Here is a 12,955-nt window from a genome sequence, read left to right on the forward strand (position 1 = left end):
GACCTCACGATCGACACGACGATCCCGAGGCCATCCTGCGGCGGCGTCATGCACTGCGCTGATGCTGCCTTTCCGTGCTCACTGCAGGGCGCGCAGCCCTGCCATGGGCGGCTGGCGGCGCACTTCCCGCGACAGCCAGAAGCCCAGCCCGCCGACCAGCACAGCGCCGATCAGCGGCAGGCCGAGCCACAGCCACGGATGCAGCACCACCGGCAGGCCCAGCCAGCCGGAATAGAGCCCGACCGCCGCGCCTTCCGCCAGCATCGCGCCCAGCAGACCGCTCAACGCCCCCAGCAGCACGAACTCGGCAGCCTGCAGGCGGGCCAGCAGGCTCTGCCCGGCACCGAATACCTTGTAGAGCGCGCCTTCGTGTTCTCGTGCGGGGCGGCTGGCCACCAGGGCCGCGTAGAGCACGCTGGCACCGGCCAGCAGTACCAGACCGAGAATCAGCTCGACGGCCCGCGAGACCTGGGCGATCAGCTCCTGCACCCGCGTGAGAATCGCGTCGATGTTGATCAGGGACACGCTGGGGTAATCGCGCACCAGCGGTGCCAGCGCTCCCTCATCCTCGAGATGAAACGCCGTCATGTAGCTGTGGGCGAAGCTCTCGAGCGCCCCGGGCGGGAAGATGACATAGAAGTTGGGCATGAAGCTGTCCCAGTCCACATGGCGCAGATTGACCACCTGCGCCTTGAGGGTCTCGCTGCCGATGGTGAACGACAGGCTATCGCCGATGGACAGTCCCATGCGCTGCGCCAGGTCTTCCTCCATCGAGACCGGCACCCCCTGCGCCTCGGCGATGGCCTGACGCCGCGAGGGTTCGGCATCCGCGAAGTCCTCGAGCGGCGCCCAGTCACCTGCCGTCACGCGGTTGTGATCAGGTAGATCACGATGCCAGGTGAGGTTGAGCTCACGCTGGGGCACGCCGCGTGAGGATTCAGCCTCCCCGGTGCCTTCCTGCATGCCACCGGCCGCCTGTTGCGTGTCCGGCTGACGTTCACGGGTAGCGGCATTTTCCAGCGCCCGCTGCTGTGAGCGACCCAGCAAGGATTCACCTTTCAAGGCGGTGATGCGCCCCCGCACCATCGGATAGAGCTCACTCAGGCCGTCTTGGGTCGACTCCGCCCCTTGCGCCTCCACGATGGCCGACAGCTCCTCGCCGAAGGCCTGCTGCTGGCCCGGCTGGATGTTGATGGCGAAGTGGTTGGGGGCATTGGCCGGAATCTGCGCCTGCCAGCGGCTGATCAGATCACCACGCACCAGCGCGATCAGTGCCACGGCCGCGAAGGTGACGGCGAAGGCCACCAGCTGACCGAGACTGGCGCCGCGACGCCGCGCCAGCAACCCGCCCGCCAGACGGACCGGCCGACTCCAGCCGCCCTGTCCCCGCGTACGCGCCACCACCTTGACCATCAGTGACAGCAGCAGCTGCCCCACCACCAGCAACAGTCCCAGCCCGATGATGCCACCGACCAGCAACCCGGCCGCCAGCATGAGATCGCCCGAGTAGAGCCACATCAAGGCGCCGAACACCAGACTGGCCATCGCCACCACCACCCACGCCGAGGCCGGCAGCGGGGCCAGTTCACGCCGCAGCACCTTGAGCGCACTGACCTGACGCAGGCGCAGCAGCATCGGACCGGCGAAGCCGGCCAGCACCGCCAGTGCCGTCAGAATCCCCAATGCCAGCGGCAAGGGGCCCGGCGCCGGCAGCTCCAGCGGCAGGAAGCGCTCCAGCAGTGCCACCAGCCCCATCTGCCCCAGCAGCCCCAACACGGCCCCCAGGGTGCTGGCCAGCAGCGCCAGCCAGCCAAGCTGAGCGGCAAACAACCGTGACAGCTGACGCTGGGAAGCCCCGAAGCAGCGCCATAGCGCGGCACTGTCCAGATGGCGTTCCACATAGCGGCGCGTCGACATCGCCACCGCGACCCCGGCCAGCAGCACCGCCACCAGCCCGGCCAGACTCAGATACTTGTCGGCACGCTCCAGTGAGCGCCCCAGTCGCGGGCGATCCTCACGCACGTCCTTGAGGCGCACCTCGGCATTGTCGGCACTCGCCAGCAGCGGCGCGATGGCATCGCGCGCCTGCTGCACCGCCGCCGGATCGCCAGCGGCCAGCAGGCGATATTCCATGCGTGAACCGGGCTGGATCAGACCGGTCGCCTCGAGATCCGCCATGTTGAACATCAGGCGCGGGCTGAATTCGGAGAAACCGCCCTGCTGGTCCGGCTCACGAGTGATCAGGCCGCTCAGGGTCAGGGTCTTGCGTCCCACGGTGAGGGTATCCCCCGGCGACACTCCCAGCGCCGTGGCCAGGCGTGGCACCAGCCAGGCCTCCCCGGGTGGCGGGATGGCGGGGCGCGTGGCGGCTCTCTCGCCATCAGCCGACCCGTCGTCGGCAGGCTTGCCGTCCGCCCCCGCGATTCGGGTCTCGGGCGTATCGGAGGCAAGCTCGACCTGCCCCATCAGCGGATACCCCGGCGAGACTGCCTTGAGGCTCGAGAGCACGAAGCTGTCGCCATGCGAGGCCATCGAGACCATGCCCAGCTGCGGCGACATCTCGAGCCCGGCCTCCTCGAAGGCCTGTCGGAAACGCGGGTCCAGTGGGTTGCTGGACTCCAGCACCAGATCTCCCCCCAGCAGCTGTCCCGCCTGGCGCGTGAGGCCACGATCCAGACGATCCAGAAAGAAGCCGATCATGGTGGTCGCGGCCACCGCCAGCATCAACGCCAGAAACAGCGCCCGCACATCACTGGCACGCAGGTCCCGCAGCAGGCCACGTAACGCAAGCGGCAGACGCATGGCGCCCCCGCGCGGCGATCGCGCGTCAGATGTCATGCTGGCATCAGTCATGCTGCCCTCCTTGCGGTGTGGCCACCGCAGGTGCCGAGGCATCGTCCTGCCATTCGACCAGCTTGCCGGCTTCCAGCGTCAGACAGCGATCACAGCGTCTGGCCAGGGTCAGATCATGGGTGACCAGAATCAGCGTGGTGCCGCGCTCACGGTTGAGCGTGAACAGCAGCTCCGCGATGCGATCACCGGTAGCGGTATCCAGATTGCCGGTGGGCTCATCGGCGAACACCAGCCCCGGTCCCGCCACGAAGGCGCGGGCGATCGCCACCCGCTGCTGCTCGCCGCCAGACAGATGACGCGGCAGGTGATCAAGACGCTCTCCCAGCCCGACCCGCGCCAGCCAGTCACGTGCCTTGGCCTCGATATCGCCCCGGGGCGCCAGCTCCAGCGGCATCAGCACGTTCTCCAGCGCCGTCAGGGTCGGCAGCAGCTGGAAGTTCTGGAACACGAAGCCCACCTGCCCCGCGCGCAGCGCCGCACGCCCGTCTTCATCCAATCCGGCAAGCGAGGTGCCGAACAGGCGAATATCGCCTTGGGTCGGACTGTCCAGCCCCGCCAGCAACCCCAGCAGCGTGGATTTTCCGGAACCGCTGGCCCCGATGATCGCCACGCTCTCGCCGGCTGCCACGGCAAGCTCTAGATCTTCAAGAATGGTCAACTGGCCGTCACCGCTGGCGACACGCTGGGTCAGACCCGTGACATTGAGGACTGCCGTCGGCGCCTGCGGATTCGCTGCTGACGGTGCCGCGACTGACGCATGATCCGACGCAAAGGGGGCGTCGTTAATGGAGGCGTTATGTGACATCGTGTCTGCTCGCTTATGGTAGTGAACGGGATGGCCATGAACGCCAGTCCCCGAAACGGATGTGAAACGTGTGCAGATGATGGAGATGAGGAATGCAGAGATGGCTGGTGAATCGCCGTGAAACGCAACGTCTGTCCCGAGTCGCCGAACCGCGCGTCACGCGCAAGACTGCCGGACTCACGCGGCTGCGCAATGCGCTTGCCAGTACGGCACTGACCCTTGTGGCCGTGCTGGCGCCTCAGGTGGCGCTGGCAGAGGCGCCGGCTCCTTGGCTGGTGGTCGGCGACTCCCTCTCGGCCGGCTACGGCATCGACAGCAGCCGGGGTTGGGTCGCGTTGCTCGACGAGCGCCTCGAGGACACCCTGGGCAACGATGCGCCTGAGGTCATCAATGCCAGCATCAGCGGCGATACCACCGAAGGCGGCCTGAATCGCCTGCCGGCACTGCTCGACCGACACGACCCTTCGCTGGTGATGATCGAACTGGGCGGCAACGATGGCCTGCGCGGCCTGCCGCCTGCGCGCATGCAATCCAATCTGGCCAGCATGATCGATGCCGTGGAGGATGCCGGCGCCCAGCCCGTGCTGCTGGGGATCGAGATCCCGCCCAACTATGGCCCGGCCTATACCGACGCCTTCCGCCAGGTCTATCGAGACCTGGCCGACGAATACTCCGTGCCGTTGGTGCCCTTCATTCTCGAGGGCATCGCCACGGCGCCGGCCGGCCAGAAACTGATGCAACAGGACCGTATCCACCCGACGGCCAAGGCCCAGCCGAGGTTGCTGGACAACATCTGGCCGACGCTCGAGCCGCTCGCGCTACCTTCCACACAGTGACCCTGCACGTGTCTACCTTGCCTGAACATGACATGGGGCATCCCGGTCAGAATCAAAGGTGACGGTGGTTTCCCGAAGGGCGTGTCCTCTCGATGCGCCCTCTCGATACGTCCTCCCGACAAGCCCTCTTGTCATGCCCTGCCGCCACGCTTTTCATCACGCTCGTCCATCGTGCCCCGCCCGGGGCGCTTCGCCCTTCAGAGCACTGAGGATTCCACCATGAGCCAGTCCCGCAAGGCAGTCCCCGGCAAGTCAGCCCCCACAGCGACACCCGCGCTTGCGGCAACCGGGCAGCCCCCGCCGGCCCCCGAGACTCCCCACATGACGCTCGGGCCTGTCTCCAGCGACGCCTACCCTTACGACAAGCGGCTCAAGCGCAAGGTCTACGAGGCCGAGAAGCGGGCCCTGCAGATCGAGCTGCTCAAGGTCCAGCACTGGCTGCGTGACAGTGGCGAGCGGCTGGCCATCGTGTTCGAGGGGCGTGATGCCGCCGGCAAGGGCGGCACCATCAAGCGTTTCATGGAATACCTCAACCCGCGTTTCGCGCGCATCGTGGCACTGGACAAGCCCAACGAGACGGAGAAGGGACAGTGGTACTTCCAGCGCTACGTCTCGCGCTTTCCCACCAGTGGTGAAGTCGTGCTGTTCGATCGCAGCTGGTACAACCGTGCAGGAGTCGAGGCGGTGATGGGCTTCGCCAGCCCTGACGAGGTCGAGCGTTTTCTCATCCAGGTGCCACAGCAGGAGCGCCTGTGGGTCGAGGATGGCCTGCATCTGGTCAAGCTCTATTTCTCGGTCTCCCGGGAAGAGCAGTCCAATCGTTTCGCCAAGCGCGCCGCCGACCCGCTGACGCGCTGGAAACTGTCACCGATGGACGCCGTGGCCCAGGAGAAGTGGGACGACTACACCACCGCGGCCGAGGCGATGTTCGCGCGTACCCACAGTCGCCACGCGCCCTGGACGCTGATTCGCTCCGATGACAAGCGTCGTGCTCGCATCGGCGCGCTGCGCCATGTGCTCAGCCAGCTCGACTACCCCGGCAAGGACACACGGCTGATCGGCACGCCGGACCCATTGATCGTGGTGGATGCCGGCCGTCTGATCCTGCCCACGGACTAGTACGCCCCTGAGGATGCAGACGCGGGCGGAGCGCGCTCATGTCGTGTGTGACAGTGCCTCCGGCGCCTTCTGCAGCTGCTGCAGGCCCAAGCCTGCCAGAATCAGCACCAGCCCCGCGAGTGTCGAGGTCAGGATCGGCTCGCCGACGATGAAGTGCAGCAGCGTCAACGACACGGGGGGAGACAGGAAGATCAGATTGGAGACCTTGGCGGTACGCGACACCTTGTGGACCGCCAGCTGCCAGAGCACGAAGGCGATGCCCATCTCGCACAGGCCGACATAGAGCCCGGCCATCAGCGCCTGAGGATTGGCGTTGTCCCCGATGAAGTTGCCAAACCCCGGCCCGATGGCCACCAGCAAGGTCAGGACCGGCAAGGCGACGCTGAAGTTCTGCCACTGGGCGACCAACGGGGCGCGGGCATCCCGCGCGTTCAGCAGCCAGTAGAGGGCCCACAGCAGGGTCGAGCCCAGCGCCAGTCCGACGCCGAGGGGGTCGGCGAAGGCGACATCGAACACCTGCCCGCGGGTGGCGATGGTCCACACCCCGGCGTAGGCGATCAGCCCTGCCGCGACATCGATGCGCGTCAGGCGCTGCGCGAGGATCGGCACGGCAAGAAAGGCCATCGCCAGTGCCCAGGTATAGTTGAGCGCCATGGCCTCCTGCCCCGGCAGACGTGCATAGGCGCCGAACAGCACCAGATAGTAGCCGACCGGGTTCATCAGTCCGGCCCAGGCCGCTGTCCGCCAGCCGCCTTTCCAGCCGCTGGCGAGCGCCTCGCGCAGCCGACCCTGACGCCACATCAGCACGCCGATCAACAGCCAGGAGACCAGCGCTGCCAGCCACACCAGCTCCAGCGGCGACATCTGCGCCAGCGCCAGCTTGAAGGCCGTTGCCACGGTCGACCACAACCCGACCGCTCCCAGACCATAGAGCATGGCCTCCCTGTCCTGACTCATGGCATGCTTCCTCGCAATTCGGACACCGCCATCCTGGCGGTGTCGACCTGACGCCCATGCCCGCCATGCGCGTCGCAGGCTTGAGCATCGCGCGCGTGGCGTGCAGCTGCAAGCCCGTGTACGCAAAGGACGCTTTACGATGACCACCAGCCCCTCCTCGCAGCTACCGCACGCCAACCCGCAGCCCGATCCCCCCTCCACGGCGCTGGTCAGCGCCTACCGTCTCGACGGCAAGGGCAGCGCGACCCTCTTGAGCGATGATGAGCTGCGCCAGGCCTGGCAGGAGCCGGAGGCCTTGATCTGGATGCACCTCGATTACACGCGAGGCGACGTCAATGATTATCTCGCCGGCATCGCGCAGCTGGATGATCCCAGCATCGAGGCCCTCACCGAGCTGGACACACGCCCACGCGTCGCACGTTTCGGCGGCGGCATCGTCACCACCCTGCGCGGCATCAATCTCAACCCGGGTGCCGCGCCGGAAGACCTGCTGTCCCTGCGCCTGTGGATGAGCCCGACTCGCCTGATCACCCTGCGCCGACGCCCCTTCCAGTCGATCACCCAGGTACGCGAGCTGCTGGAAGCCGGCCAGGGAGCCGAAAACATCTCCTGGCTGCTGGCGATGATCAGCGATGCGCTGGTCGATCGCGTCGCCGAGCTCAGCCACCGTCTTGACGATCAACTGGCGATCCTCGAGGAGGATCAGCTCAATGACGTGGAGATCGATCCCGACGACATCACGCGGCTGCGCCGCCCGTTGATCACCCTGCGGCGCTTCATGGGGCCTCAGCGCGACTGCCTGGCCCAGCTGGCTCAGGGGCCCTTGTGGATCGATGAGCAGGCGCGACTGGACCTGCGCGAGATCGCCAACCAGCTGTCGCGTTACGTGGAGGACTTTCAGGCCATGCAGGAACGCGCCCTGATCCTTCACGAGCAGCGCATGAGTGAGCACAACGAACAGCTCAACCAGCGCATGTACCTGCTCTCCGTCATCACCGCCGTCTTCCTGCCGCTGGGCTTCCTCACCGGACTGCTGGGCGTCAATGTCGGCGGGATTCCCGGCAGCGAGAGCCCATGGGGCTTCACGCTGTTCGTCGGCATGACGCTTGGGGTGGTCGCGATGCAGATGTGGCTGCTCAAGCGCAAGAAATGGTGGTGACGCGGATCGGGGCACTCGTCACGGTGTCGGAGTGCCCTGTTCGCGGCTGGCGCGGTCGATATGGCCGAGATCGCGCTCCGGGTCGAGCACATCACGCACGCGTTGCTTGAGGTCACGGCTGTCCGGGAAGCCGCCATCCCGCTTGCGCTCCCAGAGCACCTGCCATTCGGCGTCAGGCGCAGGCTGGCAGAGCACCTCGAAGTGCCCGCCGTGACTGGGCGCGAGAGCGACCTCATCCAGTGCTTCCCCGAAGGTGGAGAGCAGTTCCTGGGCATGCCAGGCCGCGCGCAGCAGCCAGTTGCAGCCGGTGCAGTAGTGAATGCGAATCTTGAGCGTGGACGGTTGATCCATGAGAGCGAGCGTTCCAATCGTGAGTGAAGAGTTGCCGTTACCACTTCACTGCAGCGAGGCGTTCGGGTCAATGCCGAAATGCGTGCAGGGATGAGAGCGTCGACAACTGGCACTGGGCATCCCCGCACGGGCACGGAATAATGAGGATTCAGCCGCCGACCTTCGGAGCCATGCATGTCAGACCCGTCATCGTCCTCGTCCCCATCGTCTCCCTCCTCGCGCTCGGCCTCACGCTCGGCCTCAAGCCCCTCGTCAGATGCCTCGACGGAGGCCACGACGACAGGGACGCCTGACCCCCAGAAGGAGCACGCCACGGGACAACGCCCGGAGCAGGCCCAGGTCAAGGACACCACCAGCGGCGCCCAGAGCCGCTTCTTCGAGCGCATGACCGGCGATGAAGACTCGCGCATGTGCAAGGATATCTCCGAGGATGCCTGCCATCAGCAGCCCGGCAATGTCTGGCGCCATCTGCTGGCCTCGCTGGGGACCAAGCTGGCCGACGAGCTGGCAAGTGCACGCCTGGTGCTGCCGTGGCTGCTGGGATTGATCGGCGCCCCGGTGTGGATGGTGGGGCTGCTGGTGCCGATTCGTGAAGCCGGCGCCCTGCTGCCGCAACTGGTGGTGGCGGGCTTCATCCGCCCGCTCCCGCGGCGCAAATGGGTCTGGGTCGCGGGGTCCGTGCTGCAAGCGCTGATGGCCTTCAGCCTGGTGATCATCACGCTGCTCTCTCGAGGCGACGGTGACAGTGGCCTGGGCGGCAGCCTGGCCGGTGGCCTGGTGCTGGGGTGTCTGGTCGTGCTGTCACTGGGGCGTGGCGTGGCCTCCATCGCCACCAAGGACGTGCTGGGCAAGACGATCGCCAAGCAGCGCCGTGGCCGCCTGATGGGATGGAGTGGCAGCCTGGCCGGCGCCATGACGTTGCTCGCGGGGGGTGTTCTGATGCTGCTGGGCGAGCAGCCCGGTCAACAGGTGCTTGCCACCCTGATGGCGATTGCGGCACTGGGCTGGAGTCTGAATGCTTTCTGCGCGGCGCTGATCAAGGAAGATCGCGGCGCCACCAGCGGCGGTGCCAATGCCTGGAACACCGTGCGCCAGGGGTTCAGCCAGCTGCGCCATGACGCCGCCTTCCGCAATTTCAATCTGGCGCGTGCGCTGTTGCTCTCAAGTGCCCTGGCCCTCCCCTACATCGCGCTGCTGGGCCAGCAGCAGAGTGGCGAAAGCCTCGGCGGACTCGGGGTACTGGTGGTCGTGTCAGGCCTGGCGGGCATGGTCGCCAGCCCCATCTGGGGCAAGCTTGCCGATACCTCGAGTCGGCGCGTGATGCGCAACGCCGGCGCCGGTGCCGCCGTGTGCTGCGCGCTGGCCGGCAGCATGGTGTGGTGGCCCGGAGCGCTTTCCGACAGCGTCTGGAGTTATGCCGTGGTCTACGGGTTGCTGGTGATCGCACATTCCGGCATTCGTCTGGGACGCAAGACCTACGTGGTGGATCTCGCCAGCGCTGACAATCGCGCGCTCTACGTGGCTCTGTCCAACACCCTCACCGGCGTGCTGATGCTGGTGCTGGGTCTGGCCATCGGCGGTCTGGCCCAATGGCTGGGCAGCGAGTGGCTGCTGCTGATTCTGGCTGGTGTCGCCACGGCGGCCGCCCTGTGTGCGCAACGTCTGCCGGAAGTGGAAGACGACTGATACCGGACAGAGCGGTCTGCCAAACCTCGCGACGGGGGCCCGGGACAGGCGCTGACCCCCGACACATTAGCGGCTGCGATTGCATAAGCCGCGTCTCCCCGCCATAGTGAAACCGATGATGGTGCTGGAATGTCCGGGCACACGGACAGGCACCCGATACCCGTACTCTCGGGCTCGGTCACAAGGGCCGGGTTCTTTAGCCGCAAGGATCAGTGCCAGATGAAAAGACCCCACATGATCAGCCCCGAGCTGCTCGAGAGAGTGGTGAATGCCTCGGACGATGGCATCGTGGTGGCCGAACAGGAAGGTGACGAGAACATCCTGATCTACGTGAATCAGGGCTTCGAGCGCCTTACCGGTTACAGCGCCGACGAGATTCTCTACCGCGATTGCCGTTTTCTGCAGAATGACGACCGTGACCAGCCACAGCTGGACAACATCCGTGCCGCGCTGCGCGACAAGCGCCCGTGCCGCGAGATACTGCGCAACTATCGCAAGGATGGCAGCCTGTTCTGGAACGAACTCTCCATGACACCGGTCTTCGACGAGCACGACAATCTCCAGTACTTCGTCGGTGTCCAGAAGGATGTCACCAGCCTGATGACCGCGCATGAGGAGCTGGAGCGCCTGCGGGAAGCCCGCAAGAGCGATGTCGAGTGATCACTGACACGCTCCCCTCCTTTCGGTCATGAACGACTCGCCAACGCCCACCACCCGGTGGGCGTTGGCGTTCGTGCGCAGACGAAAACTTCCCCGCGACCCACCAGAGCATGCTTCCGCGCACACAGGACTTGTCATCGAACTTCTCCAGCGCTATATAGCGAAGGAGCCTTCGGCAGGTCGCCGCAGGCGGTGTCTGACGCCTCGCGTCTGGCAGACTGATTCATAATCGGGAGGTCCGCCCATGGCCCGCGAACAATTCCTCGACGATATCGATGCTACCGCCCTGGCGGAGGAAGCCACCAACGACGTGGACTTCGAACTGTCTTCCAGCTCCACCCCCGCCAGGCCCCAGCGCAGCGACTCGCGCCAGCGCCTCGAAGCCCTGCTGGAAGAACGTGCGCTGGCACGCTCCATCCGTGAAGGCTGGGACGATGAAGCGGATGATGATGACCTGCTGGACGCCAGTGACTGGGGAGAGGAGGAGTGAGCGCCTCGCGATGAGGCCGGGGCTAGCCTCGAGATGCCCCTTCAGGGAAGGTTCGCCACACCGCTTCCCGGTGAAGGCCAGGGGGTTGCAGCCCCGTCAGCGAACCGGCCATGGAATGGCCGCCGTCACGCCAACGATGGCCCTGACTGGTCAAGCGTGACCACGGGCACTATCATCAGCGCGTCATTCCATTCTCCAACCAAATTGGGATTCCATGGCGCAATACGTCTATACCATGAACCGGGTGGGCAAGGTCGTCCCCCCGAAGCGCGAGATTCTCAAGGACATCTCGCTGTCCTTCTTCCCGGGTGCCAAGATCGGTGTGCTCGGTCTCAACGGCTCGGGCAAGTCCTCGCTGCTGCGCATCATGGCCGGCGTGGATCAGGACTACAACGGCGAAGCGCGTCCCATGCCGGGCCTCAATGTCGGCTACCTGCCCCAGGAGCCGGAGCTCGATGATTCCAAGAACGTGCGCGAGTGCGTCGAGGAATCTCTGGCCCACATCAAGAATGCCCAGGCGGAGCTGGATGAAGTCTATGCCGCCTACGCCGAGCCGGACGCCGACTTCGACGCCCTCGCCGCGCGTCAGGCCAAGCTCGAGGACCTGATCCAGGCCTCCGACGCCCACAACCTCGAGCGCAAGCTGGAAGTGGCCGCCGAAGCGCTGCGCCTGCCGCCGTGGGATGCCAATGTCGGCGTGCTGTCCGGTGGTGAGCGTCGCCGTGTCGCCCTCTGCCGCCTGCTGCTCTCGAGCCCCGACATGCTGCTGCTGGATGAGCCGACCAACCACCTGGACGCCGAGTCCGTCGCCTGGCTGGAGCGCTTCCTGCACGATTACGCCGGCACCGTGGTCGCCATCACCCACGACCGTTACTTCCTCGACAATGTCGCGGGCTGGATTCTCGAGCTCGACCGTGGCCAGGGCATTCCCTTCGAAGGCAACTATTCCTCGTGGCTGGAGCAGAAGGACGCTCGCCTGCAGCAGGAAGCCAAGCAGGAAGCCTCACGCAACAAGGCCATCCAGCAGGAGCTGGAGTGGGTTCGCCAGAATCCCAAGGGCCGTCAGGCCAAGAGCAAGGCGCGTCTCAACCGCTTCGAGGAAATGCAGTCCGGTGATTTCCAGAAGCGCAACGAGACCAACGAGATCTACATTCCGCCGGGACCGCGTCTGGGCGACAAGGTCATCGAGCTGCACAACGTCACCAAGCGTTTCGAGGACAAGCTGCTGTTCGACGACCTGTCCTTCACCATTCCCCAGGGTGCCATCGTCGGTATCGTCGGCGGCAACGGTGCGGGCAAGTCCACGCTGTTCAAGCTGGTGACCGGCAAGGAAACCCCGGACAGCGGCGAAGTGGTGCTGGGCGAGACCGTCAAGATCGCCTACGTCGAGCAGCTGCGTGATGGCCTGGAAGACAATCAGACTGTCTGGGAAGCCGTCTCCGGCGGCCAGGACATGCTCAACATCAATGGCCATGAAGTCTCGTCGCGCGCCTATGTCGGCCGCTTCAACTTCAAGGGCACGGATCAGCAGAAGCGTCTGTCTGATCTGTCCGGTGGTGAGCGTGGTCGTCTGCAGCTGGCGCAGACGCTCAAGCAGGCCGCCAACGTGCTGCTGCTGGATGAGCCGTCCAACGATCTGGACATCGAGACCCTGCGTGCACTGGAAGAGGCGCTGCTCGCCTTCCCGGGCTGTGCGCTGGTCATCTCGCACGACCGCTGGTTCCTGGATCGCATCGCGACCCACATCCTCGCCTACGAAGGGGACTCCAACGTGGTGTTCTTCGAGGGCAGCTACAGCGAGTACGAAGAGGATTACCATGCGCGTGTCGGCAACGATGCGCCCAAGCGCATGAAGTACAAGCGTATCGATGCCTGATCCGGTGATCTGAACCGCTGGATTGACCAGGACGCCCTTGCCGCTGACGCCGCAAGGGCGTCCTGCGTTTGAGGCAAGCCTCACAAGGGCGCTCCCGCGTCGCCTCTGGCACTTGCAGTCAGGCCGAACACGGGAGATAACGGAGCGAATGCTTGCCGTCACT

General features: G+C 65.7%; 11 protein-coding genes. 7 read left to right on the forward strand and 4 right to left on the reverse strand.

The window, feature by feature from the left end:
* Positions 1-78 precede the first annotated feature (78 nt).
* Together ACZYGA_RS02280 and ACZYGA_RS02285 are read right to left on the reverse strand one after the other, a co-directional pair.
* Entirely contained in the window at positions 79-2,853 is a 2,775-nt protein-coding gene (locus ACZYGA_RS02280) for an ABC transporter permease (RefSeq protein ID WP_479398320.1), read from the reverse strand.
* Positions 2,846-3,658, reverse strand: a complete 813-nt coding sequence (locus tag ACZYGA_RS02285) for an ABC transporter ATP-binding protein (protein ID WP_077375032.1) — start codon at positions 3,656-3,658, stop codon at positions 2,846-2,848. The genes ACZYGA_RS02280 and ACZYGA_RS02285 overlap by 8 nt, the downstream gene beginning before the upstream one ends.
* A gap of 92 nt (positions 3,659-3,750) precedes the next feature.
* Here ACZYGA_RS02285 and ACZYGA_RS02290 point away from each other — a divergent pair, with 92 nt between their 5' ends.
* Both ACZYGA_RS02290 and ppk2 read left to right on the forward strand, forming a co-directional pair.
* Complete coding sequence (locus tag ACZYGA_RS02290; protein ID WP_404625016.1) at positions 3,751-4,494, forward strand: arylesterase; 744 nt, start codon at positions 3,751-3,753, stop codon at positions 4,492-4,494.
* Between the two features lie 219 nt (positions 4,495-4,713).
* Positions 4,714-5,613: a polyphosphate kinase 2 gene (gene ppk2 / locus ACZYGA_RS02295; protein WP_404625014.1), complete on the forward strand. Its 900-nt coding sequence runs from the start codon at positions 4,714-4,716 to the stop codon at positions 5,611-5,613.
* A gap of 36 nt (positions 5,614-5,649) precedes the next feature.
* Here the strand turns inward: ppk2 and ACZYGA_RS02300 are convergent, their stop codons facing one another.
* Positions 5,650-6,570: a DMT family transporter gene (locus ACZYGA_RS02300; protein WP_404625012.1), complete on the reverse strand. Its 921-nt coding sequence runs from the start codon at positions 6,568-6,570 to the stop codon at positions 5,650-5,652.
* Between the two features lie 139 nt (positions 6,571-6,709).
* Between ACZYGA_RS02300 and ACZYGA_RS02305 the strand changes: the two genes are divergently transcribed.
* Positions 6,710-7,729 carry a zinc transporter ZntB gene (locus ACZYGA_RS02305; protein ID WP_289863997.1) on the forward strand — a complete coding sequence of 340 codons (1,020 nt, stop codon included), beginning with the start codon at positions 6,710-6,712 and terminating at the stop codon, positions 7,727-7,729.
* A gap of 18 nt (positions 7,730-7,747) precedes the next feature.
* Here the strand turns inward: ACZYGA_RS02305 and ACZYGA_RS02310 are convergent, their stop codons facing one another.
* Positions 7,748-8,080: an Rdx family protein gene (locus ACZYGA_RS02310; protein WP_303565356.1), complete on the reverse strand. Its 333-nt coding sequence runs from the start codon at positions 8,078-8,080 to the stop codon at positions 7,748-7,750.
* A gap of 384 nt (positions 8,081-8,464) precedes the next feature.
* Here ACZYGA_RS02310 and ACZYGA_RS02315 point away from each other — a divergent pair, with 384 nt between their 5' ends.
* The 4 genes from ACZYGA_RS02315 (at position 8,465) to ettA (ending at position 12,792) form a co-directional block, all read left to right on the forward strand.
* Entirely contained in the window at positions 8,465-9,766 is a 1,302-nt protein-coding gene (locus ACZYGA_RS02315; RefSeq protein ID WP_404625313.1) for an MFS transporter, read from the forward strand.
* 219 nt (positions 9,767-9,985) lie between these two features.
* The gene (locus ACZYGA_RS02320) at positions 9,986-10,426 is read left to right on the forward strand and encodes a PAS domain-containing protein (protein WP_077375053.1); all 441 of its coding nucleotides are present in this window, start codon (positions 9,986-9,988) and stop codon (positions 10,424-10,426) included.
* Between the two features lie 244 nt (positions 10,427-10,670).
* Positions 10,671-10,916, forward strand: a complete 246-nt coding sequence (locus ACZYGA_RS02325; protein WP_077375056.1) for a PA3496 family putative envelope integrity protein — start codon at positions 10,671-10,673, stop codon at positions 10,914-10,916.
* Positions 10,917-11,130: 214 nt separating this feature from the next.
* Complete coding sequence (gene ettA, locus ACZYGA_RS02330) at positions 11,131-12,792, forward strand: energy-dependent translational throttle protein EttA (protein ID WP_077375059.1); 1,662 nt, start codon at positions 11,131-11,133, stop codon at positions 12,790-12,792.
* Positions 12,793-12,955 lie beyond the last annotated feature (163 nt).

The organism is Cobetia sp. BL01 (assembly GCF_056493605.1).